The sequence below is a fragment of the Noviherbaspirillum sp. genome, assembly GCF_035654295.1.
GTDB lineage: Bacteria > Pseudomonadota > Gammaproteobacteria > Burkholderiales > Burkholderiaceae_D > Noviherbaspirillum.
Genome location: NZ_DASRXF010000057.1, coordinates 1 through 24,144 on the forward strand (window position 1 = coordinate 1; position 24,144 = coordinate 24,144).

Annotated in this window: 24 protein-coding genes; 11 read left to right on the forward strand and 13 right to left on the reverse strand. The window is 64.4% G+C overall.

What is annotated here, in order from left to right; genetic code table 11:
* Positions 1–270 (reverse strand): redoxin domain-containing protein (locus VFF99_RS06610; RefSeq protein ID WP_325016149.1); only part of this gene is annotated, 270 nt, incomplete at its 3' end.
* Positions 271–484: 214 nt separating this feature from the next.
* Between VFF99_RS06610 and VFF99_RS06615 the strand changes: the two genes are divergently transcribed.
* From VFF99_RS06615 to VFF99_RS06630, 4 genes are all read left to right on the forward strand, one after another.
* Complete coding sequence (locus VFF99_RS06615) at positions 485–1,699, forward strand: DUF2863 family protein (RefSeq protein ID WP_325016151.1); 1,215 nt, start codon at positions 485–487, stop codon at positions 1,697–1,699.
* Positions 1,696–2,166: a cytochrome c gene (locus tag VFF99_RS06620; protein WP_325016153.1), complete on the forward strand. Its 471-nt coding sequence runs from the start codon at positions 1,696–1,698 to the stop codon at positions 2,164–2,166. The genes VFF99_RS06615 and VFF99_RS06620 overlap by 4 nt, the downstream gene beginning before the upstream one ends.
* A gap of 28 nt (positions 2,167–2,194) precedes the next feature.
* Positions 2,195–2,428 (forward strand): DUF6429 family protein, encoded by a 234-nt coding sequence (locus tag VFF99_RS06625; protein ID WP_325016155.1) that lies wholly within the window; start codon positions 2,195–2,197, stop codon positions 2,426–2,428.
* A 325-nt stretch (positions 2,429–2,753) separates the two neighbouring features.
* Complete coding sequence (locus VFF99_RS06630) at positions 2,754–2,954, forward strand: hypothetical protein (RefSeq protein ID WP_325016157.1); 201 nt, start codon at positions 2,754–2,756, stop codon at positions 2,952–2,954.
* A 3-nt stretch (positions 2,955–2,957) separates the two neighbouring features.
* Here VFF99_RS06630 and VFF99_RS06635 read toward each other — a convergent pair whose 3' ends face one another.
* Positions 2,958–4,184 (reverse strand): DEAD/DEAH box helicase, encoded by a 1,227-nt coding sequence (locus VFF99_RS06635; protein WP_325016159.1) that lies wholly within the window; start codon positions 4,182–4,184, stop codon positions 2,958–2,960.
* A 119-nt stretch (positions 4,185–4,303) separates the two neighbouring features.
* Between VFF99_RS06635 and VFF99_RS06640 the strand changes: the two genes are divergently transcribed.
* On the forward strand, positions 4,304–6,436 hold the full coding sequence (locus tag VFF99_RS06640; RefSeq protein ID WP_325016160.1) for a DEAD/DEAH box helicase: 2,133 nt from the start codon (positions 4,304–4,306) through the stop codon (positions 6,434–6,436).
* A gap of 103 nt (positions 6,437–6,539) precedes the next feature.
* Here VFF99_RS06640 and VFF99_RS06645 read toward each other — a convergent pair whose 3' ends face one another.
* Both VFF99_RS06645 and VFF99_RS06650 read right to left on the reverse strand, forming a co-directional pair.
* Positions 6,540–6,836: a DUF4148 domain-containing protein gene (locus VFF99_RS06645; protein WP_325016162.1), complete on the reverse strand. Its 297-nt coding sequence runs from the start codon at positions 6,834–6,836 to the stop codon at positions 6,540–6,542.
* Between the two features lie 100 nt (positions 6,837–6,936).
* Positions 6,937–7,992, reverse strand: coding sequence for a class I SAM-dependent methyltransferase (locus VFF99_RS06650; RefSeq protein ID WP_325016164.1), 1,056 nt, complete (start codon positions 7,990–7,992; stop codon positions 6,937–6,939).
* Positions 7,993–8,151: 159 nt separating this feature from the next.
* Here VFF99_RS06650 and VFF99_RS06655 point away from each other — a divergent pair, with 159 nt between their 5' ends.
* The gene (locus VFF99_RS06655) at positions 8,152–9,183 is read left to right on the forward strand and encodes a GlxA family transcriptional regulator (protein WP_325016167.1); all 1,032 of its coding nucleotides are present in this window, start codon (positions 8,152–8,154) and stop codon (positions 9,181–9,183) included.
* Positions 9,184–9,237: 54 nt separating this feature from the next.
* On the opposite strand, the gene VFF99_RS06660 is transcribed toward VFF99_RS06655, so the two are convergent.
* Positions 9,238–9,798: a histidine phosphatase family protein gene (locus tag VFF99_RS06660; RefSeq protein WP_325016169.1), complete on the reverse strand. Its 561-nt coding sequence runs from the start codon at positions 9,796–9,798 to the stop codon at positions 9,238–9,240.
* An 87-nt stretch (positions 9,799–9,885) separates the two neighbouring features.
* Between VFF99_RS06660 and asd the strand changes: the two genes are divergently transcribed.
* A complete protein-coding gene (gene asd, locus VFF99_RS06665) occupies positions 9,886–10,728 on the forward strand; it encodes an archaetidylserine decarboxylase (RefSeq protein ID WP_325016171.1) in 843 nt (280 codons plus the stop codon).
* A 10-nt stretch (positions 10,729–10,738) separates the two neighbouring features.
* Entirely contained in the window at positions 10,739–11,155 is a 417-nt protein-coding gene (locus VFF99_RS06670; protein WP_414691512.1) for a secondary thiamine-phosphate synthase enzyme YjbQ, read from the forward strand.
* 155 nt (positions 11,156–11,310) lie between these two features.
* Here VFF99_RS06670 and kefC read toward each other — a convergent pair whose 3' ends face one another.
* Positions 11,311–13,083 carry a glutathione-regulated potassium-efflux system protein KefC gene (kefC, locus tag VFF99_RS06675; protein ID WP_325016174.1) on the reverse strand — a complete coding sequence of 591 codons (1,773 nt, stop codon included), beginning with the start codon at positions 13,081–13,083 and terminating at the stop codon, positions 11,311–11,313.
* Positions 13,084–13,196: 113 nt separating this feature from the next.
* On the opposite strand from kefC, the gene VFF99_RS06680 reads away from it, so the two are divergent.
* The gene (locus VFF99_RS06680; protein ID WP_325016177.1) at positions 13,197–15,674 is read left to right on the forward strand and encodes a response regulator; all 2,478 of its coding nucleotides are present in this window, start codon (positions 13,197–13,199) and stop codon (positions 15,672–15,674) included.
* 8 nt (positions 15,675–15,682) lie between these two features.
* Here the strand turns inward: VFF99_RS06680 and VFF99_RS06685 are convergent, their stop codons facing one another.
* A complete protein-coding gene (locus VFF99_RS06685) occupies positions 15,683–18,385 on the reverse strand; it encodes a S1/P1 nuclease (protein WP_325016179.1) in 2,703 nt (900 codons plus the stop codon).
* A 225-nt stretch (positions 18,386–18,610) separates the two neighbouring features.
* Between VFF99_RS06685 and VFF99_RS06690 the strand changes: the two genes are divergently transcribed.
* Positions 18,611–19,444, forward strand: a complete 834-nt coding sequence (locus tag VFF99_RS06690; protein ID WP_325016181.1) for an HDOD domain-containing protein — start codon at positions 18,611–18,613, stop codon at positions 19,442–19,444.
* Positions 19,445–19,648: 204 nt separating this feature from the next.
* Here VFF99_RS06690 and VFF99_RS06695 read toward each other — a convergent pair whose 3' ends face one another.
* The 3 genes from VFF99_RS06695 to VFF99_RS06705 all read right to left on the reverse strand — a co-directional run bounded on the left by VFF99_RS06695 (position 19,649) and on the right by VFF99_RS06705 (position 21,747).
* Complete coding sequence (locus VFF99_RS06695; RefSeq protein ID WP_325016183.1) at positions 19,649–20,326, reverse strand: UdgX family uracil-DNA binding protein; 678 nt, start codon at positions 20,324–20,326, stop codon at positions 19,649–19,651.
* A 69-nt stretch (positions 20,327–20,395) separates the two neighbouring features.
* Entirely contained in the window at positions 20,396–20,923 is a 528-nt protein-coding gene (locus VFF99_RS06700) for a hypothetical protein (protein WP_325016185.1), read from the reverse strand.
* 176 nt (positions 20,924–21,099) lie between these two features.
* Positions 21,100–21,747 carry a DsbA family oxidoreductase gene (locus VFF99_RS06705; RefSeq protein WP_325016186.1) on the reverse strand — a complete coding sequence of 216 codons (648 nt, stop codon included), beginning with the start codon at positions 21,745–21,747 and terminating at the stop codon, positions 21,100–21,102.
* Positions 21,748–21,870: 123 nt separating this feature from the next.
* On the opposite strand from VFF99_RS06705, the gene VFF99_RS06710 reads away from it, so the two are divergent.
* Positions 21,871–22,221 (forward strand): HopJ type III effector protein, encoded by a 351-nt coding sequence (locus VFF99_RS06710; protein ID WP_325016188.1) that lies wholly within the window; start codon positions 21,871–21,873, stop codon positions 22,219–22,221.
* 13 nt (positions 22,222–22,234) lie between these two features.
* On the opposite strand, the gene VFF99_RS06715 is transcribed toward VFF99_RS06710, so the two are convergent.
* The 3 genes from VFF99_RS06715 to VFF99_RS06725 all read right to left on the reverse strand — a co-directional run bounded on the left by VFF99_RS06715 (position 22,235) and on the right by VFF99_RS06725 (position 24,129).
* Positions 22,235–22,516 carry a DUF4242 domain-containing protein gene (locus VFF99_RS06715; protein ID WP_325016189.1) on the reverse strand — a complete coding sequence of 94 codons (282 nt, stop codon included), beginning with the start codon at positions 22,514–22,516 and terminating at the stop codon, positions 22,235–22,237.
* Positions 22,517–22,638: 122 nt separating this feature from the next.
* On the reverse strand, positions 22,639–23,208 hold the full coding sequence (locus VFF99_RS06720; RefSeq protein WP_325016191.1) for a CBS domain-containing protein: 570 nt from the start codon (positions 23,206–23,208) through the stop codon (positions 22,639–22,641).
* A gap of 24 nt (positions 23,209–23,232) precedes the next feature.
* Complete coding sequence (locus tag VFF99_RS06725) at positions 23,233–24,129, reverse strand: SRPBCC family protein (RefSeq protein ID WP_325016193.1); 897 nt, start codon at positions 24,127–24,129, stop codon at positions 23,233–23,235.
* Positions 24,130–24,144: the final 15 nt, after the last annotated feature.

Here is a 24,144-nt window from a genome sequence, read left to right on the forward strand (position 1 = left end):
CGTGCCCTGGGTTTCCTCGATATCCTTGAGCCACATCTTGTGGCTGTCCACCGGATCGACGCTCAGGCCGATAAGCTTGCAGCCGCGCCTGGTGAATTCCGGCTCGATCTTGGCCATGTAGCCGAGTTCAGTCGTGCATACCGGCGTGAAGTCTTTCGGGTGCGAGAACAGGATCGCCCAGTTGTTGCCGATCCAGTCATGAAACTTGATGGGTCCCTGGGTCGTCATGGCACTGAAGTCGGGCGCGATATCATTGATGCGTAAGGACATGGTCGCTCCTTCGATAATCGTTGAATGACGGCGCGGCAACGGAGTGCGTGCGCGGCCGGTTTGCAAAGCACTTGCTGCATGTCACAATGCGACCTCCTTCAGGCATGGGGGCGGCCTGCGCAGGTGCACGTACAGCATAGGAGCGCACTCCCCGCGCGATTTGACTTGTATCAAGCGCCGCCGAACTGCCCATGCCCCACGCCAAGACACCACCATGAAAAAGACCAGACCCACCCCCGGCGCAAAAGCCGCCCCCGCAGAGGATCGGGATGACATCCTCTCCGACCGCCTGGTCGCGCTCGCGCTCGACCTGCGTGAAGCCGGCGTCTACGCCGTGCTGCCCGACGCACTGAAGAAAGCCCAGTCCGAGCTGCGCAGGACGATACGCAAGTGCCTGCAGCAGAAGCGCGAACAGGCGCTGGACGAAGCGCTGGAACGCACCTGGGAAGAAGATGCCGATGCCTACCGCGTCCTGCGCGCGGAAGCCGAGGAACTGTCGGGCACCATCCTCTTGCACAGAGATGAGGGGCCGGACCTGGAGATCAACGCCTTCGTCGTTCCGCTCTTCGTGCACACGACAGGCGGCCTGCGCAGCGACCAGGACTTCCACGACGAGCAAGCCTTCGAACAGTTGCGCGACAGCTTCCAGGAAGGCGGACTGGAGAGCCGCAAGGCGAAAGTGGTGCTGGTCGCCCACGCCTACCATCTCGACGAGATCGAGCACATCGGCTACTGCCACCTGCACGAGATGGTGCATGAAGCGGGTGAAGCGATGACGCGCAAGAAGGCCGTCGCCGCCGATGCCATTGCCCGCAGCATGCGCGGCTGGCCGCCGTCGCAGTTCGGCCCTGACGACAGCGCGATGGAACTGCGCTTCCTGCTCGGCTTCGCACTGAAAACGATGGACGATCCCTTCTACCAGGTGCCCGAGAAGGAAGCCGCCGCCGACCGCTACTTCGCGGCGCGCGCCGAACGCTTCCGCAAGTGGTCGCAAGACGTCGCGCCGCTGCTGCGGCGCTGCCTCGTCAACGACGGGCGGGAAGCGCAGATCGACTTCCTGTACCAGGACCTGTTCCACGGCGGCAGGGATGCGGCGGTGGCGGAACTGGACATGCTGCGCGTACTGTCGGAAGTGCAGCAGGCGCTGGAAGGGCACGCCTGCGGCCCGGACGATGCGCAGGCAATCATCGGTCCCACGGAAGCGGATGACGGAGCGGTGCTGCGCGTGAGCCTGCGCACAAAGGCCGGGGATGCAGCGATTGCTGCCATCGACAAGACAATCGGTCGCACCGAGACGCCGGAAGCGGCGCTTGCCGATCTGGCCGATGCCCTGGACAGCATCGGCATCGGCGAGCTGTACGCGACCAGGCATTTCGACATGGACGGCATGCCCGCGGGCATGCGCCCCTTATCCCGGAAACAAGCATGACACGCAACCGGATCGCACTCTTACTGGCGGCTGCCGCCGTCATCATCGTCGGCGGCATCGTCTTCTTCAGCCAACCCTCGGTTCCCTACATCGATCCCTCCGACCAGCAGGCTGTGGCCAGGGGCAAGGACATTTACACCGCCCAGTGCGCCGTCTGCCATGGCGCAAAGCTGGAAGGACAGCCCGAGTGGCGCAAGCGCCTGCCCAACGGCCGCCTGCCCGCGCCGCCCCACGACGAGTCGGGGCACACGTGGCACCACCCGGACGCGGTGCTCGTCGATATCGTGAAGCACGGCCTCGTACCCGGACGCACCGCCCCTGACGGCTACCAGAGCGACATGCCGGCATACGCGCAAACGCTTTCCGACGCGGACATCAGCGCCGTGCTGGCGTACATCAAGAGCACATGGCCGGCGGAGGTCCGTGCGCAGCAGAAGGAAATGACATTGAACCAGTCGCGCAGGTAAGCGAGACGCTGACGAGAGGATGCTCACCGTGAAACTCAACACAGATCGCATTGATGCCGCAGTATTGGCGCTGCTTCATTTGGGACTCCACGACCGTACGCGCGCGTGGAAGTCTTTTGATTGGGACTCGATGGCTCGCCTGCACGAGAAAGGTTACATCGCAGATCCTGTCGGCAAAGCAAAGTCCGTCATGTTCACGGAAGAGGGACTTCGCGAGTCGAAGCGGCTACTTGAGGAATTGTTCGGAGAGCCGAACAAATGAGTAAGCGGGTAGCGTACGTAGATAGCGTCCTTTGCAAAATGAAAGGAATGCGGCCAAAAAAGGCCCTGACATGGCCCGATACCGTTCACGTAGGGTTGTAAATAAGGGACGTCGTTCCTGCGAAAGCACAAGCAGGAATCCAGTGTCGTTAATTGACACATGCGACCCATGTAAGACGCTGGATCCCGACTTTCGTCGGGATGACGGCGGTAACGCAACACTTCGCAGGGCAGGCATCCGCAACGGCACGGCGAATACTTTAGTGCAAGCAACACATGTGCGTCCGCACTCCCCCGCAAACATTACCAAGAGACAGGAAACTTGAATGGCAAAGAAAGAAAAGCTCGATCCGGAAACCGCCGCGTTGATTCAGTGGTGTACCGAAGTGGAAAAATATCTTGTTGCCGGCGGCGCGACGCTGAGCCAGGCGCAAGAGCATATTGAGGAACAGGTCGAGTGGTTCACCGATATGTTCTATGACGGATTGTCTCCGGAAGAAGCGGCAAAGGCCGCGTTGAATGACTGACGCTCAAACTCCCTGGGATTTGCCCGGTTTGGGCTTCTTGGGCTTCTTCGGTTTTTTCAGCACCTGCCCGCGCGCATCGGTCATCGGCACACGATGTTCCGGCTCGAAGCCTTGCTCGTCGTTGCGCGTCAATATCTGGCGCGTCAATGTTTCGATTGCCGCTAACTGCTGCACCTCGTCTGCGGCTACCAGCGAGATGGCTTCACCGGATGCGCCTGCGCGCCCGGTACGGCCGGTACGGTGAATGTAATCTTCGGCGACGATCGGCAGGTCGAAATTGACCACGAGCGGCAGATCGTCGATATCCAGGCCGCGCGCGGCCACGTCGGTCGCCACCAGCACCTGCACCTCATCGGACTTGAACCGTTCAAGTGCACGCAGCCGGGCGGGCTGAGGCTTGTCGCCGTGGATCGAGTCGGCACGAATGCCCTGTGCGAGCAGTGTTTCCACGAGCTGCTCCACGCCCTTGCGGGTCTTCACGAATACCAGTACCTGGCCCCAGCCGTTCTTCTTCAGCAGATGGCAAAACAGTTCGGACTTGCGTTTCTTGTCGACCGGGATGAGCCACTGCTTGATGCTTTTCACCGTGCTGTTGCGCGGGCTGACATCAATAGTCAGCGGATCGCGCAGCAGCGATGTTGCGAGTGCGCGGATCGGGTCCGAGTACGTCGCCGAAAACAGCAGTGTCTGCCGGCGCTTCGGGAATGCCGCGATCAACGCGTCCAGCTCGCGGGAAAAACCAAGGTCGAGCATCCGGTCGGCTTCATCCAGAACGAGGGCTTGCAGCTGCGTGAACTTGACCGCGTTCTTGCCGTACAAGTCGAGCAGGCGGCCCGGCGTGGCAACCAGGAGGTCGAGGCCTTTGCGCAGCTTCATCATCTGCGGGTTGATGCTGACGCCTCCATAGGCGACGTGGGTGCGCAAGGGAAGATGCCGGCCGTATGCACGAAAGCTTTCATGCACCTGCTCTGCCAGCTCGCGCGTCGGCACCAGTACCAGCGCGCGCACGGCATTGCTGCCCACCGGCGCGCCTTCCGTGCTCAGGCGTTGCAGCAGCGGCAGCGCGAAGCCGGCCGTCTTGCCGGTGCCGGTTTGCGCGGCCACCATCAGGTCGCGCCCGGCGAGGACGGCCGGAATCGCCTGCGCCTGCACAGGCGTCGGGAGTTTGTACTCCAGTGCGTCGAGTGCCTGCAATAGCGGACTGATCAGGCCAAGGGAGGAAAAGCTCATGTGAATGCAAAAAACGGGAACATACGAGAGTGTATCCGTTTGCCCGCAGGCTGACTGCGAGTAAACTCCATACCAAAGCCTGCGCCTGCCGCGATCCAAACATCCCTGTGAGAAATTCCATGTCCGATACGTCCTTCCCGCTTTTTGCCGACCTGAATCTAAGCGCGCCATTGCTGCGTGTGTTGCAGGAGCTTGGCTACGAGTCGCCGTCGCCCATCCAGACCGCCACGATTCCGCTCTTGCTGGAGGGACGCGACGTGCTTGGCCAGGCCCAGACAGGCACCGGCAAGACAGCGGCCTTTGCCCTTCCCATACTTGCGCGCATCGACCTCAAGCAGACCGCGCCGCAAGCCCTGGTGCTGGCGCCGACGCGCGAACTGGCGATCCAGGTGGCAGAGGCCTTCCAGCGCTATGCCACGCATATCCCCGGATTTCATGTCCTGCCGATTTATGGCGGCCAGAGTTACGGTCCGCAGTTGGGAGCGCTGAGGCGCGGCGTGCATGTTGTCGTCGGCACGCCGGGACGTGTCATCGATCACATCGAAAAGGGTTCGCTGGACCTCTCGCAGCTCAAGACCCTGGTGCTCGACGAAGCGGACGAAATGCTGCGCATGGGATTCATCGACGACGTTGAAACCATCCTGCAAAGGACGCCGGAATCGCGCCAGACTGCATTGTTCTCGGCGACCATGCCGCCGGTGATCCGCCGCATCGCACAGACCTACCTGCATAACGCCGCCGAAGTCACGATCGCAGCCAAGACCGGAACAGCCGACAACATCCGGCAGCGCTACTGGCTGGTCAGTGGCATGCACAAGCTCGATGCGTTGACGCGCATCCTGGAAGCAGAGCCGTTCGACGGCATGATCATTTTTGCGCGCACCAAGCTGGGCACGGAAGAGCTGGCGACCAAGCTGCAGGCGCGCGGCTTCTCGGCCACCGCAATCAATGGCGACATGGCACAGCAGCAGCGGGAACGCACGATCCAGCTTCTGAAAGACGGCAAGATCGACATCCTTGTGGCAACCGATGTCGCCGCGCGCGGACTGGATGTGGAGCGCATCAGCCACGTGATCAACTATGACGTGCCGTACGACCCGGAGAGCTACACGCATCGCATCGGCCGTACCGGACGCGCAGGGCGCAGCGGCGAGGCGATCCTGTTCATCGCGCCGCGCGAGCGGAATCTGCTCAAGGCGATCGAGCGCGCCACGCGCCAGCCCGTGGCACGGCTGGAACTGCCAACCATACAGGCGGTGAACGATGTACGCATCGCCAGATTCAAGGACCAGATCGGCGACACGCTGGCCGCCGGCGGCCTGGAAGAATTCCAGTCGCTGATTGAGGACTATGAGCGCGAAAAGAATATTCCTGCCATCGAGATCGCCGCCGCCCTGGCCAAACTCGCGCGGGGCGACGTGCCGCTGTTGCTCGACGAGAAAAGGCGTGAGCCTCAGGACGAACGCACCGGGTCTGCCGACAGGCCAGGCTCCACGCAACGGATGGACCGGGATGCGCGCAACGAACGCGCCAACCGCACGTTCGATCGCCCGGTGAAAGAGCGCGTGGACCGCACGCCGGAGCCTGGCATGCAGACCTTCCGCATTGAAGTTGGCCATGCACACGGCGTCAAGCCGGGCAACATCGTCGGCGCCATTGCCAATGAAGCAGGACTGGATTCCAAGTACATTGGCCGCATCGAAATCTACGATGACTACAGCACACTGGATTTACCGGACAGCATGCCGGATGATCTTCTCAGCCATCTCAAAACGGTGTGGGTCGCCGGCCGGCAGTTACAGATCAGCCGCGAGGGCGAACCGGCGGCAGCGGGCAAGAGCGCGTCCTCAAACGTCGGCATGCGCACCGAAAAATTGTCGCGCAAGGCGCACCCTGAACGCCGCGGCAATGTGGGCATGCAGGGCATGCAAACATATCGCATCGAGGTCGGCCATATACATGGCGTGAAGCCGGCCAATATCGTCGGCGCCGTCGCCAACGAAGCGGCTCTTGACCCCAAATACATCGGCCGCATCGACATCCATGACGACTACAGCGTGATCGAATTGCCGGAAGGTATGCCAAAAGAAGTGTTCGAACAACTGAAGACCGTATCGGTGTCCGGTCAACAGCTTCGCATCAGTCACGCAACCGGACGCCCGGTGAGCGGGAAGAAGTCCGCCGGCAAGGCGCCGTTCAAGGCCAAAACCAATGGCCCGAAGCCGCACCGCAAGGGATCCAAACCGTCCTAAAGGATTGCGCTCCGCAATCAGTCTTTTCGATGGTTGGCCGAAGGCCGGGATGCAATCCCGGCGCAACTCAACCCGTTGATGATTGCCGGGATTTCATCCCGGCCTACCGTGTCGCCCCGCGGCTGCCGCTTGAAGCGGCATAACTAAATTCCTCCGTATCGCCACGCCCCGCTTCGGCACGCACCTCGTCGCGCTTCCTCGCGGAGGCAACGGCGGGCTGCTCGACGAACTCGTGCAGGCGCGCCGACACGCTCGGCGCTGCCCGCAGTTCGGCCTGTACTGCGGCGCGCGTGCGCGTACCGGTGAACTTGCTGTGGTCGACGTAGGGATAAACATCGCCCGCGGCAGCGGAACCGGCGGCGGTGAAGGCAATGGCTGCAAAGATGGACTTCGTGTTCATTTTCAACTCCTGTTGGGTTTTGGTTCGTAGGCTGGGATGCAATCCCAGCACTGTTTCAGCATTTTGGTGTTGCTGGGATTGCATCCCAGCCTACCGTGGCTCACCTGCGCACTTCGAGGATGAGGTTGAACGGCGTCTCAGCGGCGCGGCGGAAGTGCGTGAATCCTGCCTTGCGGAACACTGCTGCCAGGCGCGCCTCGCCGGCCTGCGCGCCCAGCACCGTGTGTCCACCCTCGGCGATGGCATGCGCGCAGCAGATCGTGGTCGAGGCCGCATAGTAGAGACGGGCGACGGGCGAAATATTGTCTTCGGTGCGATCGTTGGCGAACGGCTCGACCAGCAGGATCGTGCCGTCCGGCGCCAGCGCCTCGGCTGCGTGGCGCGCGGCAGCCACCGGGTCTCCAAGGTCGTGCAGGCAGTCGAAGAAGCAGATCAGCCCATAGTTGTTGCCGGGGTAGTCCGACGCGCGTGCAACATCGAAGCGGAGCCGCGGCGACAGACCCGCGTTGGCAGCGATGCCTCTTGCCTCATCGATAGAATCCGCATGCGCGTCGAACCCATGAAAGCGCGAGCGCGGAAATGCCTGCGCCATCAGCACGCTCGAGTGGCCGTAGCCGCAACCGATATCGGCCACGCTGATGCCCGAATGGAGTTTCTCCACGACGCCCTCGAGCGCCGGCAGCCATTCCGACAGCAGGCTGCCGCGGTAGGCGTTGCGGTAGAACGCCGAGACGCCGCAAAAGAGCCGGCCATGGTGATCGCCCCATGCGACGCCGTTGCCGGTGCGGAAGGCCTCGAGCGCCTTCTCTTCGTCGAACCACATGGATGCCGGTACATTCCACGCATTGGGGATATATACTGGACTGTCTTCATCGGCCAGGACCATCGCTTGCTCTGGCGCAAGCTCGTAGGTGTCGCTGACGGCATGGTAGTTGACATAGCCGCCCGCGGCCTGCGAATTGAGCCATTCGCGCACATAACGTTCGGCACATCCGGCGCGTTGTGCAAGCTCGGCGGAAGTCAGCGGCCCGGCGCCGGCAAGCGCCTTGTAAAGACCGAGCTTGCTGCCGAGACTGACCATCACGCCGCCGTAACCGGCGGACAGGTCGCCGATGGCGCGCATGACAAAGGATTCGAGTTTGGTTTGATCAATCACGGATGCGTCCATGCTTATTACCTCCAGGTGGGTTATCGTCCGGTTCAGACTGCGAGCACAGAATCGCATGCGGGCCGCATGCGGGGCAGAGCCGGATGCGCCCGAAATCGGTTCGTTTGTGCCACGGACGGGCTTGCCTCCCTGCACGGAGGGACAGCGATGAACGCGCCCTCTCTGCACGCCGGCCCGGACCCGCGCCACGTCAGCCTCGTTGCACTGCCGGATGCGGTGGTTTCCACGCTGACAGGCATCTTCGACGTCATGAACGCCTTTGCGCTGCTGGGCATGCCGGGCACGTCTGCGCAGCCGCCCTTCCAGATCCAGATCGTGGGCGAAGAGACGGGGCCGCTGGAGTTGGCCAGCGGCGTGCCCGTCAAGGTGCAGCGCGCAGTCGCCGACATCGACGCCACCGACATCGTGATCGTCCCGTCCATCCTGCTCGGGGCGCATGGGTGGGAGCCGGCCCGCTACCCGCGGCTGGTCGCATGGCTGGAGAGGATGCATCGGCGTGGTGCCTTGCTGTGTTCGGCGTGCTCTGGGATTTTCCTGCTGGCCGAGACCGGCCTGTTCGACGGCCGCGATGCCACGGTACATTTCGGTTACGCCAGGCAGTTCAGCACCGCATTCCCTGCCGTTCCGATTCATCCCGAGCGCGTGCTGGTCGTGTCGGGCGTGCGCGAAGAACTGGTGAGCTCGGGCGCGTCGATGAGCTGGCATGACCTCGTGCTCTACCTGATCGCCCGTTATGTCGGGGCCACCGGCGCCCAGGAAGTCGCGCGCATGTTTGCGCTGCAGTGGCACCAGGACGGGCTCACTCCCTACATCGTATTCGAAGGCCGGCGCGACCACTCGGACGGCGACATCCGGAGCGCCCAGCAATGGCTGGAAACGCATTTCCCAGTCGCCCATCCGGTCGAGGAAATGATCAAGCGATCGCGCCTCGCCGAACGCACGTTCAAGCGCCGCTTCACCGACGCCACCGGCCTCACTCCACTTTGCTACGTGCAGCGCTTGCGAATAGAGGATGCCAAGCGCCGGCTGGAGCGCACCGAGGTATCCATTGATGAAATCAGCTGGCAGGTCGGCTATGAAGACCCTGCCTTCTTCCGCCGATTGTTCAAGCGAACGACCGGGCTGGCCCCGGGGGACTACCGCAAGCGCTTTCGGATTCCGGATTTCGCGCGTGCCTGATGCAATCGGGAGCGGATTGCCGGGATTTCATCCCAGCCTACGCGGTCATGACGCTCACGGCACGTTCAGCCTGCCCACCACATCCACGCGCTCGCCGGGCTTCGCCGGCGCCTTCACGACCACGATTTCCCCGGAAGCCACCGGCTCTCCGGTGAGCGCGCTGATATTGACCTGGTGCGTCACCAGCATCACATTGCGCGGCGGTCGCACGCTTTGCACGAAGTCCTGCACCTGCTCCGTCTGTTCGTCGCGGCGGCCCGGTGCGTCGAAGAAGGAATTGAGCGCCGGCCACACCGTCGCATTATCAAAAGCGAGCGTGGCCGTGTCCATGCAGCGGCACCATGCGCTGCTGCGCACCTCGTTCACGACGATGCCCCGCGTGCGGAAGGCCTCGCCGGTGCGGCGGGCCTGCGCCCTGCCCTCCGACGAAAGGTTGCGCTGCGTGCGGCAATCGGCCAGCGTATAGCCCGGCGGGTCGCCGGTGCCGGGTTCGGTTTGCGCATGCCGCATCAGCAGGACGTAACCGCCCTTTCGCAACTGCTCCCATACCGCATCGGCCGCTGCCGCGCCGGAACACAACAGCCCGAGGATGAAACCGATTGCCGCTCGTCGCATATCGTCTCCTTGGAACGCGTCACGTCCCTCATGAAGCTATAATCGGGCCAACAATTTCCCATCTTTCCCACTAGGTAGCCCGCATCCATGCGTTTTTCCGTACTGCATCAATACCTGTTGCCGAAACAAGCCCTCACCGCGCTTGCCGGACGTTTTGCATCTGCAGGAGGCCGCTTCACGCCGCATGTAATCCGATGGTTCGCCAGGAAGTATGGCGTGAATATGGAAGAGGCGCACAACCCCGACCTGGCGAGCTATCCGAGCTTCAACGAATTCTTCACCCGCGCGCTGCGCGAAGGGGCTCGTCCGCTGGCCGACGCCGACTTCATCTGCCCGGTTGACGGCGCGATCAGCCAGTTCGGCGGCATCGAGCACGACCAGATCTTCCAGGCCAAGGGCCACCGCTATTCGACCGCCGCGCTGCTGGGCGGCGACAGCGCGCTTGCAGCGCAATTCGACCACGGCAGCTTCGCCACGCTCTACCTGAGCCCGCGCGACTACCACCGCATCCACATGCCCTGCGACGGCAAGCTGCTGCGCATGATCTACGTGCCGGGTGCGCTGTTCTCCGTGAACCCGGCGACCGCGCGCGGCGTGCCCGGCCTGTTCGCCCGCAACGAGCGCGTGGTGTGCGTGTTCGACGGACCGCACGGGCCGTTCGTGCTGGTGCTGGTCGGCGCCACCATCGTCGGCAGCATGGCGACGGTATGGCACGGCGTGGTCAACCCGCCGCGCAGCGGGCAGGTGCGCGAGTGGCAGTATCATGACAAGGACATCGTGCTGAAGAAGGGAGCGGAAATGGGCCGTTTCCTGCTCGGCTCGACCGTGGTCATGCTCTACCCGAAAGGCGTGATCGAATTCAATCCCGAGTGGCTGGCCGAGCGCGCGATCCGCATGGGCGAGGCCATGGGACACAAGCCGGCCGCCTGAACCCGCCATGATGCACCGCCAATCCGTCCTCGATTTTTCCACCACGGGGCGCGGCACCCGCAACATCACCGATGCCGTCGCCCGCGTGGTGACCGATTCCGGGATTGGCACAGGGATCGTGCACGTCTTCGTGCAGCACACCAGCTGCTCGCTCATCATCACGGAAAATGCCGACCCCGACGTGCGGCGAGACCTCGAAACCATCGCCGGCCGGCTCGCGCCGGATGGCGACCCGGCCTATCGGCATGACCTGGAAGGGCCCGACGACATGGCCGCGCATGCGCGCAGCGTGTTGACGGATACGGGGTTGAGTGTTCCTGTCGGCGGGGGTCGCATGCTGCTTGGTACCTGGCAGGGGATTTTTCTTTGGGAGCATCGGACGGAGCCGCAGCATCGAAGGGTGGTGGTGACTGTGCTGGGGGTGTAGGTGGTTGGGAGGTGGGTTTCGCTGCGCTCTACCCACCCTACCGTCCTTTATAAAGAACCGTAGTGTGAGTAGGGCGGTACCGTAACAAATAAAGAACCGTAGGGTGGGTAGAGCGAAGCGAAACCCACCTGCGCATAAAAGGCGCGAGCCCGCATCTATTCCCCATCCTTGACCTTGATCCCATCCTGCTGAAACGATTGCGACAACGCCTCGCGCGCCGCCTGCGCAATCGACACCCGCTTCGTTTCATCGCGGAAATGCGGGAAAAGCGCCTCCAGCGTAGCGTAGTTGTGCTCCCTGAACCGGTTGCGCGCCAGTTCTGCCGTCTGCGCATCCATCCCCATCTGCAGCAGCGCTATTTCCGCAATCACGAGCGCGGACTCGAAGGTTTCCCGTTCAATCAGTTCCACGCCACGGCTCCGCAACTCGAAAACGTGCGTAACGTCGCGCGCCCGGCACAACAACTTGAGGTGCGGGAAATGCGAACGCACGAGGTCGGTCAGCTTGAGGTTGCTGTCGACATCGTCGATCGCATTGACAAGCAGAATCGCCTTGTCGGCCTCCGCCGCCTTCAGCAGGTCGAGCCGCGTGGCGTCGCCGTAGTACACCTTGAAGCCGAAGCGGCGCACGGTGTCGAGCAGGTCGGGGTCGTTGTCGAGCACGGTGATCTTGATGCCGGAGGCGGTGAGCATGCGGCCGACGATCTGGCCGACGCGGCCGAACCCGGCAATGATCACGCGCGCGCCGTCCGGCTCGATGACGTCCACCGGGCGCGGCGGTGTTCCGTGGAAGGCCTTGGCGAGGCGGTTGCCGGCGGCAAGGGCCAGCGGCGTGAGCGCCATCGAAAGCGCCACGGCGAGCGGCAGCATGTCGTTCCACGGCGCCGGCAGCACCTTGGCATCGCGCGCGACGGCGAAGACGACGAAGGCAAATTCGCTGCCCTGCGCAAGCAACGCGGCAAACGGCCAGCGTTGCACGGCGGCGATCGGCAGCACGCGCGCGATCAGGCCGAGGGTGAGCATCTTCAGCGCCATGTAGCCGACCGTCAGTGCGACGATCGTGAGCGGCGCGGCGGCGAGCAGGCCGAGGTTCATCGACATGCCGACCGAGGTGAAGAACAGACCGAGCAACAGTCCCTTGAACGGTTCAAGGTCGGTCTCCAGCGCCTTGCGGTATTCGGATCGCGCGAGCAGGACGCCGGCGAGGAAGGCGCCGAGACCCATCGACAGGTTGGCCAGGGTCATAAGCTGCGCGATGCCGAGCACCAGCAGCAGGGCGAATGCGGTGAAGATCTCGCGCAGCCGCGTGCCGGCGATGAGGCGCAGCGCGGGGCGCATGGCATAGCGGTTGAGGAGGTAGACCGCCGCGACGGCCGCCGTGGCGCGCATCCAGTCGAAGCCCTCCCCTTGCCCGGCCTGCGCGCCCAGCAGGGGCACCAGCACCAGCAGCGGGATGGCGGCCATGTCCTGGAACAGGAGGATGGCGAAGGCGTTCTTGCCGGCGGGGGTATTGTCGAGATGCTTTTCCTGCATGCTTTGCACAGCGATGGCGGTCGACGACAGCGACAGCGCAAGGCCGGCCACGAGTGCCGCGACCGGCGGCAGCCCGGCGAGCGCAATGCCGGCTGCCAACACGGCGCCGCAGGCCGCCATCTGCAGGCTGCCGCCGCCAAAGACGATGGTCCGCATTTCCAGCAGTTTCCTCGGCTGCAGTTCCAGGCCGATCAGGAACAGCATGAGCACCACCCCGATCTCGGCGACGTGGCTGATGACCTCGACATTCTTCACGATCGCCAGCCCCCAGGGACCGATGATGCATCCGCCAAGGAGGTAACCGAGGACGGCCCCTAGTCCCAGGCGGTGCGCCAGCGGAACGAGCAGGACAGCCGTTAGAAGGAAGACAACGGGAGTGAGCAGCAGGTCGTGCATGAAGGTTTCCGGTTCTGGCGCGATTGGGTTTCAGGTTCGGTGCAAAGGGATATATATTAAAGAGGAAACCCCGGGCAAGTTTGCACCGGCTGTTAACTTTCTTTCCATTATCGATGCAACATCATCGCCACGATACGCCGGTCTTCCTGGCTACCGCGGAACCGGGCCGCAAGCAGCGCCAGCTTGCGCTTGCGGTCTTCGGCGTGTCGCTGGCCTTCTTCCTTGCCGCCGTGCCGTTCGCGAAGATGCAGCTGCCGCCGGTTGCGGCGTTCATCCCGGTCTACCAGTCGGCGCTCGTCGTGAGCGACCTGATCACGGCGGTCCTGCTGTTCGGTCAGTTCCGCATCCTGCGCTCGCGCGGCCTGGCGTTCCTCGCCACCGGCTACCTGTTCACCGCGTTCATCGCGGTGGCGCATGCGCTGACCTTTCCCGGCCTTTTCGCACCCGGCGGCCTGTTCGGCGCGGGGCCGCAAAGCACGGCCTGGCTGTACATGTTCTGGCATGCCGTCTTTCCGCTGTTCGTGATTGCCTATGCGCGATCCGGTCAGAGGCAGATTGCCCGCACCGGCGCCTGCATCGCCGCCTGCATCGCGGGCGCCCTGGCGCTCGCGGGCGGCGCGCTGCTGACCGCGACTTCCGGGCAATCGCTGCTGCCGGCCATCATGGCGGGCAACCGCTATACGCCATCGATGATCGTGGTGGTGTCGGCCACCTGGGCGTTCAGCGTCCTGGCCATGTTCTTCATGTGGCGCCGGCGCACCCATACCGTGATCGACCTCTGGCTGACGGTGGTCATGAGCGCCTGGCTGTTCGATATCGCGCTGTCGGCGATGCTGAACCACGGGCGTTACGACCTCGGCTTCTATGCCGGCCGTATCTACGGGCTGCTGGCGGCCACCTTCGTGATGGTCACCCTGCTGCTGGAGAACGGCGTGCTTTACGCGCGGCTGGCCGAATCGAACACAAGGGAGCGCGAACGCGCCGCCGAGCTCGAACGCCTGGGCGGCAACCTGGAACAGGCCAACCACCTGCTGGCGGCGAAGAACCGCCAGTTGCAGGAAGCGAGCCGCCTGAAGTCCGACTTCCTCGCCAACATGTCGCACGAGCTGCGCACGCCGCTCAATGCGATCATCGGATTTTCGGAAGTGCTCAAGGATGGACTGGTCGGCAAGCTCGAAGCGCAGCAGAAGGAATACATTGCCGACATCCACGGCGCCGGCAAGCACCTGCTGGCGCTGATCAACGACATCCTCGACCTGTCGAAGGTCGAGGCCGGCAAGATGACGCTGGAACTGGAACCGGTTCCGGTCGAGATGCTGGTGCGCGAGTGCCTGCATGTGGTGCGGGAGCGGGCATCGGCGCAGCGCCTGGAGCTGACGGCGGATATCGAGGACGACCTCGACGATGTGCTTCTCGACGCGCGCAAGACGCGCCAGATCCTCTACAACCTGCTGTCCAACGCCGTAAAGTTTACGCCTGAGGGCGGCACGGTGCGCCTGTGCGCGCGCAAGGCGGGCGGCGAGCGCTTCCCGCAGGGACGCTTCGCGCATTACCTGGAGCTGTCGGTGACCGACAGCGGGATCGGCATTTCGCCACAGGACCAGGCGCGCCTGTTCCAGCCCTTCACGCAGATCGACAGCCGGCTCTCGCGCCGTCATGAAGGCACCGGCCTCGGCCTGGCGCTGCTCAAGCGCTTCGCCGAATTGCACGGCGGCGACGTGATGCTGCGCAGCGCGCCGGGCGAGGGCTCGACCTTCACCGTGCTGCTGCCATGGCGCCAGGGAGATGAACCGGCCGCGCCCGTGCCGGAAGCGGCCTCCGGCTGCATTTCCGTACGCAACGATGCGCCGCTGGCGCTGGTCATCGAAGACGATGAAAAGTCGGCCAGCCTGTTGCGGCTGCAGCTCGAGGGCGGAGGATTCCGCATGGTATGCGCCGGCACCGCGGAAGCGGGCCTGGAAGCCGCGGCCCGCGAACGGCCCGACGTCATCATCCTGGACCTCCTGCTGCCCGGCATGAACGGTTGGGAAGCGCTGGAACGGCTCAAGCGCGATCCGGAGCTGTGCGCGATCCCGGTGGTCATCGTTTCCATCCTCGCCGACGGCAACCATGGCCTGTCGCTGGGCGCGGCGCGCGTGCTGCAGAAACCGGTGGGCCGCGCAGACCTGCTTGAGGCGCTGGAAGCGATCGGCTTCGGCACCAGCGGCCGTGAAAAGCGCACGGTGCTGGTGGTGGATGATGATCGCAAGGCGGTGGAACTGGCGCGCACCCATCTCCACGCCGCCGGATACCAGGTCGTTCCCGCCTATGGAGGCCGGCAAGGCATCGCCCTGGCGAAGCACCGCCGGCCCGACCTCATCGTCCTCGATCTCATGATGCCGGAAGTGAACGGCTTCGATGTGGTGGAGGCGCTGAAGGACGATCCCGCCACGCGCGCCATCCCGGTGGTCATCCTGACGGCGCAGCAGATCGCCGCCGAAGACCGGCTGCTGCTCAACGGCCATGTGCAGGAGATCATGCAGAAGATGGAGTTCAACCACGGCCGCTTCATCGGCGAGGTGCGGCGGGCGATGCCCGGGAAGGGGTGCTGAAATGATGCTCACACGCCCGACGCCAGCTTCTCCGCCCCGAGGATGGCATTGAGCAGGCTCGCAAGGTTCGCCGCCGCCGCACTCAGCTGGGCGGTGACGGCGGGCCTGAAGCGCTTGTCATAGGCGGCCTTTCCCTCCCACGAAACCCTGAACCTGTTGCCGTCGATGCGCTCGGTAATGCGCAGGTTGTCGTACGCGGCGCGCGCATGCAGCAAGGCGCTGTTGGCCCAATGCTCGGCCCAGCGCGCGGGCGGCAGGGTATCCCCCAGTCCGACAGCCGCTTCGCTGTTCAGCGCGCGCTGCTCCTCGACCATCGCCAACAGACGTGTGATGAAGCGCCGCTTGATTTCCGTACCGGTCTCCCCGTCTGCTGCGGCACCGTGCGCGATGCTGCCGGGCAGGCGGCTGTCCCAGTAGGCATGCAGGCTGACGCCGCCAGACACGGGCAGGATGAGGCTGTTGCCGCCACGATCGTGCGCGAGGCGCTTTTCGCGGATCAGCTGCGGATCGGACACGAGCTGCGGGCGTGCACCCGTGGTGTCGATGAAGCCGCAGCCCACATGCAACGGCTGGTGCACGTCGCCCACGAGATGCACCAGCCAGCGCAAGGCGTTCAATCGGCTCATGACTTTCGAATCGCCCTGCAGCACGCGCACCACGATGCTGCTCATCTGCACGACATCGTCATCGCGCGTGAACTCCAGCCGCGCCGCGTCGGCGTAGCTCTTCACGCCCAGGGGCAGGTTCACGTAATGCCAGTCGCGGCTCTCCTCGTTCGGGAAATCACGCAGGAATTGCGCGGTATCGAGGTCGGTCGCGCCGCCCGTTCCGCCCCGGATGCGGTCGGCCCAGCCGGCGATCTCCTGCAAAGTGGCGTGTCCCAGCGGGGTGAGGAGACGTTCCACTTCCTCGCGCGCACGCTGGTTCAGCAGGCGGTCGGCGGCGCCGGCGATGAGTTCGTGGCGCGAGATGCCCCAGAACTCGGATGCATACAGCGTGTCTTCGCGCGGCGCTGCTTCTTCCGCGACGCGCACGCTTGCAGAGTGTGCCGGGCGTGCCGGGCGTGCGCTCGTGCCGCGCATCGGCTCAAGGCTGTCGAAAGCCATCTGCACCGCCGCGCCGGCATCGACGCAGCCGTAGCCGTGATAGATCGAATGCCCCTCTTCATCATAGGACTCGAGATCGCCCATCCGGCGCGCGGTGGTCTGCAGGATTTCCTTCACCTGCCGGGCGCTGAGCGCGGGATTGACCGACAACACCAGCGCGCAGATGCCGGCCACCAGCGGCGTCGCGCTCGACGTGCCGCCGAAGCTGCGGGTGTAATCGCCGGCCTCGTAACCCGCCTCGTAGGTGACGCCCTGGTGCTGGAAGGTGCCGCGCACATCGGAGGTCAGGATGCCGCGCCCGCCCGCGCCGCTCGAAGGCGCGCAGATGGAGATCTCCTTGCCGAAGTTCGAGTAATTCGATTTCTGGTCGCGGCTGTTGCTGGCGGCCACGGCAATGACGTCGGGATGCGTGGCGAAGCCGTCGACGGTGCCGCCCTGCGGATCGTTGATGTCGTGGTTGGCATTGCCGGCGGCGAACACGATCACGCAGCCGAGCCCGTTGCGACCCTGCGTCGCGCAGTCGGCGATCGCCTCGTCCATCATGGTGGACAGGGTGAACTCGTCGGCCGCCACGCCCCAGCTGCAGCTGACCACCCATGCGCCCTGCGTCGCGACATAGCCGAACTGGCGCCGGATGGTGTCGTCGGAGATCGAGCTGTTCCAGCGTACCGGCATGAAGCGGCAGCCGGGCGCGGCGCCGATGATGCCGCCGCCGCTCGGGTTGCCGATCGCGACACCGGCGCAGGCCGTGCCGTGGTAATCGCCGTGTCGGGTGTCAGGATGAAATCGCCTGGGCGCGGGATTGTCGGTGTTGGTCGTGAAGTCCCAGGGCGCGACGACCTTGCTGCTGCCCGAGAGGTCGGGATGCGACAGGTCGAAGCCATCGTCGATCACGGCTACGATGCATGCCGGCGAACCGAGCGACTGCATGCGCTGCCACGCCGCCACGACGCGCGCATCCGCACCCTGCTTCAGGCCGAGGGAAGAGCCGAACTGCATGCCGTCGTTCTTCAAGTGCCACTGCTCCTGCAGGAAGATGTCGGCGGGCATCTGGAAGGCCATGAGCTGGCCCGGGGTGGCGAGGTCGGGCTCGGCCAGCGCCACCACGCTGCCGTCCTGCTGCAGCTTGGCGGCGATCTTCAACGGGTTCGGCGCGTCGGGCGTGGTACGCACGGTGAAGGTCTCGACCGTGCTGCCGTCCGGTTTCTGCTTGACCGAGGACTCGACGATCTCGAGATGGTTGTCGTCGAGGACTTTCTGCCGCTGGTCGAGGGTGCAACCGGGCGTGAAGCGCAGCGTGATCCTGCCGGTGGGGACGATGGGCGCACTGCTGCGTGGCGTGTGGTAGACGTGCGTGCCAGCATCGACGAGGTAGTGGCGGCGCAGCGTGTCGAGGGTTTCCTCCATCGTCTCCTTCGTCGCGCGCAGCTTGACGATCTCGAACCCGCCGATGCGCGCGCCGGTGTCCAGCGCTGCCGCCGCCACCGGCACGGCCGCCAGCACTTCCTCCACTTCCGCCCGGGAAGCCGGACGGATGGCGATGAGATCATCGCTCTTGACCAGGTTGACCGTTCCGCGGCCGCGTTTGAGGCTTACCGTGTCCATCGCTGTTCCCTTCTCGCTGTTCGTATTCTCACTCCAGCTTAGACGTCCGCATCCCGGCGCCGCTGATCTGCGCCAAAGCCGGTGTCCGGGAACGCCGTTTCCTTGCAATCGAAGAAAGCCTGTGATCGAATGAGGCCGTGCCGCGGTTATGGATTGGCAAGCTTGATCGATGACAACGGCTTTTCCCAGTAGCTTGATGAAGGCAAGGACCCGAAGGCTGCCATCATGAACACTCCCCTATCCGGCATCGAATCCTGGGCCGCATTCCTGGCGGACCGCGAACTGCCTGTGCTGCGCCACACCGCCCACGCGCTTCTCGCGGCGCGCGAACGCATGGACCGCATCGACGTGCGCGAACTCGCCGACATCGTGCTGCACGACCCGATGATGACCGCGCGTGTGCTGCGCTTTTCCGCCGCCCATCGCGGCCGCAGGCAGCTGCAGGATATGTCGACCGTCGAGCACGCGGTGATGATGCTCGGCGTGGAACCCTTCTTCCGCCATTTCGCGGAGTTCGAGCTCATCGAGAACCACATGAATCCGCAGGCGCTGCTCGGCCTGCTGCATGTGGTGCGGCGTGCGCAGCGCGCCTCGCATTACGCGCTGGAGTGGGCCGTGTGGCGCTGCGACCTCAACAGCGAGGAAGTGGCGATCGCCGCCCTGCTGCACGACCTCGCCGAGATGCTGCTGTGGTGCTGGGCGCCGGAGGCGGCGCTGAAGGTGCAGGCGCTGCAGCATGCCGATCCGGCACTGCGCAGCGCGGATGCGCAAACCGCTGTGCTCGGCTTCCCGCTGAACGCGCTGCAGGCACTCGTATGCCGCAACTGGGAACTGCCCGAGCTGCTCCTGACCCTGATGGACGACACCTGCTGCGAGAAGCCGCGCGTGAAGAATGTGAAGCTTGCGGTGGACCTTGCGCGGCACAGTGCGCATGGATGGGATGACCCGGCGTTGCCGGACGATTTCCGCGCGATTGCGCGGCTGATGAACGTCGACGAAGACAGCGTGCGTGTGCGTCTCGGATTGCTGGCAGCGGAGCGTGAAGAAAAGGATAATTGATACGCATCGAACGCGTTACGCAATGTAACATCTCGCCCGCGATTTCCGTGTAAGATGCGAACCCATGCAGCCGTCGGAGTGAGACCAAGGTTTTCAAAAGAACAGGCTGCATCCACCGGAGCCGGCGGGAGGAATGTAGTACCGGCACCAATTCAGGGCCTCCGCATCGCATCGATGCGGGGGCCTTTTCATTTCATGCGATGTTCATGCGCGCCTGCTGTCTGCCGCAAAGGGCGCTGCAATCCGCAAGTCTTGCACGAACCTGCGCCAGGCTTCCTCGCGCGCGGTATCCGGCATGCGCAGCAGGTAGGAAGGATGCACGGTGATCAGCACCTGCATGCCGCCGTGCAGCGGCATCAGCCTGCCGCGATTGGCTTCGATGGGCGTGGCGCGCCCGAGCAATGCGCGCGCGGCGGTCGCGCCCAGTGCTACCACCAGCTCGGGCGCCACGAGTTCGAGTTCGCGCTCCAGCCATTGATGGCATGCGCCGATTTCCGCCTCGCCCGGTTTCTTGTGCAGGCGGCGCTTGCCGCGCGGCTCCCATTTGAAATGCTTGACGGCGTTGGTGAGATACACGCTGCCGCGCTCGATGCCGGCGGCACGCAGGGCTCGGTCTAGAAGTTGTCCGGCGGGGCCGACGAAGGGATGGCCCTGGCGGTCTTCCTGGTCGCCGGGCTGTTCACCGACGAACATGATGCGTGCCTGTTCCGGGCCTTCGCCGAACACGGTCTGTGTCGCGTTGGCCCACAGCGGGCAAGCCTTGCAGTCGTGCGCGGCGACGCGCACGTCATCGAGATCGCCCTCATCGGGCGCCACGCGCGGCGGCGCCTGTTTCGGGAGGCGCGGAGCGCGCTTGCGTTCGGGGGAGTTTGGTGTCGGCATGGGTCGCGATGAGAACGGGCCGGTATCGTTGTGATTTCCGGCCTGCGCATTCGTTCACGACCGCACGCGTCAGAAGTATTTCTTCACGACCTCGCCGAACGCTTCCTCGGCGGACTTGCCCTGCTTCATGAGCTGGGTGATCTCTTCGGTGTGCTGGGAGATGGTGGGCGGCAGTGCCTGCCGGTTGTTGCGGTAGTACTCGTAGCGTTGCGCGGCATACTGCTCTTCGAGCTTGGCCGCACTCGTACGCGTGCCCGTGCCGCCGCCGGCACGCGCGACGCGCGGCGTGCGGGATGTGGAACGCGGACCGAGGCCAAGCCCCGAGGTTGCCGCCTTGACCTGCTCCAGCGTAAACACCTGCGTCGCATTCGCGCCGACAAACTCATGGCCTTCCGGCCGCAGCAGATGATGGTTGCTGTCGAATGCCATCGTCTTGCCGAGGGTGTTCGTGATCTGGTAGCTCGGCGCGGGCCCGCCCGTGACCAGGGAAAACTGGACGCGGTCGCCGTAGTCGGCCATCTTTGCCATCACGTCCTTGAGGAATTCGACTGAAAGGGAATCGACGTTCCCGTTCCAGCGCTTGCTTCTGGTTGCCAATGTGTTGCCTTCAAAAAAGTTGCGGGGTTCAGTCCCGTCCATGCGAAATGGACGAGGAAGGGGCGAATTATCGCCCATCCCGCGCCTGAATGGTTTGATCCATGAGCAATGGAGAGGATTTCGCGATGCCGCCGTACAAGTTCGTCTGTCAGGCTTGACGGCGGACTTCCCCTTCTTCAGCCCTCCGCCAGCACCTGGCGCAGCGCCTGCTCGAACACATCCACCGGCTGTCCGCCGGAGATCAGGTAGCGGTCATTGAGGATGACGGCAGGCACGGAATGGATGCCCTGTTCGAGGAAGAAATTTTCCTGCTCGCGGGTTTCGGCCGCATAGGCATCCGATGCGAGGATCTCGCGCGCACGCGCCGCGTCCAGCCCCACCTCCCCGGCCAGGCGGACCAGCACCTCGTGCGAGCCCGGATTCTCGCCCTCGGTGAAGTAGGCCTTGAACAAGGCGTGCTTGAGTTCGCGCTGCCTGCCCTCTTCCGCGGCCCATGCCAGCAGGCGGTGCGCGTCGAAGGTGTTGTAGATGCGGCCGCGCTTGTCCATGTTGAAGGTGAAGCCGACCTCTTCTCCCCGGGCGCGGATCATGTCGCGCGTGTGCTGCGACTGCTCGGGGCTGGCGCCGTATTTCTCGGTAAGGTGCTCGTTGATGTCCTGCCCTTCGGGCACCATCTGCGGATTGAGTTCGAAGGGCTGGAAGCTCAGGTCGGCCACCACCTCGTCGCCGATGCGGTCCAGCGCCTTCTCCAGCGCATGCAGGCCGATCGCGCACCATGGGCAGGAAACATCGGAGACGAAGTCGATCTTCATCACTTGCGGCATTGCATCCTCCATTGGCACATGTCAATGGACGCAGTGTACTCTTTTGGCGGGCTGCCTGCGGCGCGGGGACGCTTTATCCATTAAGATATGCCGCCTTCACAATCAAGATTTGCGAGCGACAATATGCAGCTGAACGACTTCCTGAAGAAACTGAACGACGATCCCGCAGCGGTCACCTTCGACGACACGATGGCAACCATCGCCGCACACTACGAATTCACTCCCGCCGCATTCACCAACGGCGACACGCGCAACGAAGCCGGCCAGAATTCCGGCTCCTGCAAGCTGTTCGCCTTCGCGCAGCTCAACGGCCTGTCGAAGGAACAGACGCTGACCTGCTTCGGCGCCTACTATCGGGAGGACGTGCTGAAGAACCCGCAGGGCAGCGACCACCAGAACATCCGCAACTTCATGAAGTATGGCTGGGATGGGCTGAAGTTCGACAGCATGCCGCTGAGCGTGAAAGGCGCCTAGCAACGACAGGCGCTCAAGCGCGCATTTCGGATGTCGTCGGATCGATCACCCGGTGCACCGCCGCGACGCTGGTGACCGGGAATCCGCCCCGCTGCGCATGCTCGCGCACCAGATCTTCCGATTGCGCGATGTACACGCAATAGATCTTGTTGTCGGTGACGTAGCTCTCCTGCCACTGGATGGACGGCCCCATGTTCTGGAGGACATCGCAGGACTTGGCGGAAATGCTTCGCAATTCCTCGTCGGACAGTTTTCCGGCGTCCGGCAATTCCCGTTCGATCACGTATTTGGGCATGGCGGCCTCCTTGCAGGGACAGACGGGCGCGCATGTTCGCGCCGTCACACCACCATAGGCGCATGCACGCCACCTCCCTTGAGCCAGCGCAAAGAGTGCCGGGTTTCACACCGGCATGCCGTTCAAGGCGGAGAGCCGTCGTCCCTGCCGGCGGCGCCGAGCGCGTCCGAGCCGGCAAATCCGGTCGCCGTCCCGGTGTCCGACCCGGTGGCACTGCTGACGCCGGAAACCGCCCCGCCCGCAATCCCCGTGCGCGGCGGCGAGCGGTCGGGTTCGGACGGCGTCGATACCTGCTTCACCACCTGGCCTGCATCGCCCGCCTTCGTCGCCACGTCGCCGATCGATACGATGCCGACCAGGCGCTGCGCGTCGTCGTGCGACACCACCGGCACGCGCCGGATCTGCGTATCGGCCATTTGCCGCATCACATCGTCCAGCGGCTGGTCCTCGAAACACCAGCGCACGTCGGTACTCATCACCTCTTCCACATGCGCCTGATCCGGCACCTTGCCGGCGGCGGTCCCGCGCACGGTGATGTCGCGGTCGGTGACCATGCCCACGAGACGTTCGCCGTCGCACACCGGCAGCGCCCCGACGTTGAGGGCATCCATCATCTGCGCCGCGCGCTGCAGGTTCTCCTGCGGCGAGACGAACTGGACATTGCGTGTCATTACCTCTGAAACCATCTGCATGATTCGCTCCATTCCTGTGCGTGCTCAGGGCAGCTTGCCGGCGTCGCGTCCGGCGCTGGCGCCGCCGCCGGTGAGCGGTGTGCCGGTACCCGAGGTGGTTCCCGTTCCGGTACGCGTGTCGTCCGCACTCGCCGCTTCGCCCAGTCCCGTGCCGCCGGTGGTTGCGCCCGCGGCTGCGCTGGCCGCATCCCCGCCGAGGCTGCCGCCCGGCGTGCCCGGCACGCCTTTCGCATCCGTCGCCCTGAGCGATTCGGTGTGTTCAATGCCCTTGCTGCCCGACTGCTGCGCACCGGCGGAGGCATCGGTGCCGCCCGCGCGTCCCACCGCCGCAGCCGTACTGCGCGGGTTCGGCGCCTGCGTGGCATGGGACGGCGATGCCGGGGCAGCCTGCGCCGGCGCCGTGCTGCCCGCTGCCGACGTCATGGGCGCGGTGGGATCCTCGTCTCCCGCCCATCCTTCCGATCCGGCGGCGTAGCTGGAGGAATGTGCCGGCGAATTGCGCTGGCCGCCACGTTCGACGAGATCCTTCAGCCGCGCAAGGTCCATCTTCAGGCGCTGCGTCATGTCCTGCTCGCCGATGCCGGTGGAGGATCCGGGCACCTGTTGCGCCTCGGACTGCAGCGTGAAGGTGACGCGGGCACTGTCCTCGCCGAGCGGCTGCAGCTCGACCTTGGCTGAATTGGTCGGGCCGCTGGTGTTGTGCCAGGCGATGCAGCGGTCCGCTTCCTGCTCGGTGATTTCCGCATCCCACTCGACCGGACGGTTCGCCATCGTCGTCGTCCAGTGCAGATGCCTACTGTCGGTCTGCGTGACGGCCTCGACTTCTTCCATGAATTGCGGATAGTCCTCGAACTGCGTGAGCTGGCGGTATGCCGCATGTACCGGCACCCCGAGGTCGATGGATTGCTGAACGGTTGCCATGACGAATCTCCTTGT

Bases quoted from the DNA above. Each gene is read 5' to 3' on its own strand.
- VFF99_RS06615 (WP_325016151.1), top strand. From the start codon at position 485: ATGAAAAAGACCAGACCCACCCCCGGCGCAAAAGCCGCCCCCGCAGAG.
- VFF99_RS06620 (WP_325016153.1), top strand. From the start codon at position 1,696: ATGACACGCAACCGGATCGCACTCTTACTGGCGGCTGCCGCCGTCATC.
- VFF99_RS06630 (WP_325016157.1), top strand. From the start codon at position 2,754: ATGGCAAAGAAAGAAAAGCTCGATCCGGAAACCGCCGCGTTGATTCAG.
- VFF99_RS06635 (WP_325016159.1), bottom strand. From the start codon at position 4,184: ATGAGCTTTTCCTCCCTTGGCCTGATCAGTCCGCTATTGCAGGCACTC.
- VFF99_RS06640 (WP_325016160.1), top strand. From the start codon at position 4,304: ATGTCCGATACGTCCTTCCCGCTTTTTGCCGACCTGAATCTAAGCGCG.
- VFF99_RS06645 (WP_325016162.1), bottom strand. From the start codon at position 6,836: ATGAACACGAAGTCCATCTTTGCAGCCATTGCCTTCACCGCCGCCGGT.
- VFF99_RS06655 (WP_325016167.1), top strand. From the start codon at position 8,152: ATGAACGCGCCCTCTCTGCACGCCGGCCCGGACCCGCGCCACGTCAGC.
- VFF99_RS06660 (WP_325016169.1), bottom strand. From the start codon at position 9,798: ATGCGACGAGCGGCAATCGGTTTCATCCTCGGGCTGTTGTGTTCCGGC.
- asd (WP_325016171.1), top strand. From the start codon at position 9,886: ATGCGTTTTTCCGTACTGCATCAATACCTGTTGCCGAAACAAGCCCTC.
- VFF99_RS06670 (WP_414691512.1), top strand. From the start codon at position 10,739: ATGCACCGCCAATCCGTCCTCGATTTTTCCACCACGGGGCGCGGCACC.
- kefC (WP_325016174.1), bottom strand. From the start codon at position 13,083: ATGCACGACCTGCTGCTCACTCCCGTTGTCTTCCTTCTAACGGCTGTC.
- VFF99_RS06680 (WP_325016177.1), top strand. From the start codon at position 13,197: ATGCAACATCATCGCCACGATACGCCGGTCTTCCTGGCTACCGCGGAA.
- VFF99_RS06685 (WP_325016179.1), bottom strand. From the start codon at position 18,385: ATGGACACGGTAAGCCTCAAACGCGGCCGCGGAACGGTCAACCTGGTC.
- VFF99_RS06690 (WP_325016181.1), top strand. From the start codon at position 18,611: ATGAACACTCCCCTATCCGGCATCGAATCCTGGGCCGCATTCCTGGCG.
- VFF99_RS06695 (WP_325016183.1), bottom strand. From the start codon at position 20,326: ATGCCGACACCAAACTCCCCCGAACGCAAGCGCGCTCCGCGCCTCCCG.
- VFF99_RS06705 (WP_325016186.1), bottom strand. From the start codon at position 21,747: ATGCCGCAAGTGATGAAGATCGACTTCGTCTCCGATGTTTCCTGCCCA.
- VFF99_RS06710 (WP_325016188.1), top strand. From the start codon at position 21,871: ATGCAGCTGAACGACTTCCTGAAGAAACTGAACGACGATCCCGCAGCG.
- VFF99_RS06715 (WP_325016189.1), bottom strand. From the start codon at position 22,516: ATGCCCAAATACGTGATCGAACGGGAATTGCCGGACGCCGGAAAACTG.
- VFF99_RS06720 (WP_325016191.1), bottom strand. From the start codon at position 23,208: ATGCAGATGGTTTCAGAGGTAATGACACGCAATGTCCAGTTCGTCTCG.
- VFF99_RS06725 (WP_325016193.1), bottom strand. From the start codon at position 24,129: ATGGCAACCGTTCAGCAATCCATCGACCTCGGGGTGCCGGTACATGCG.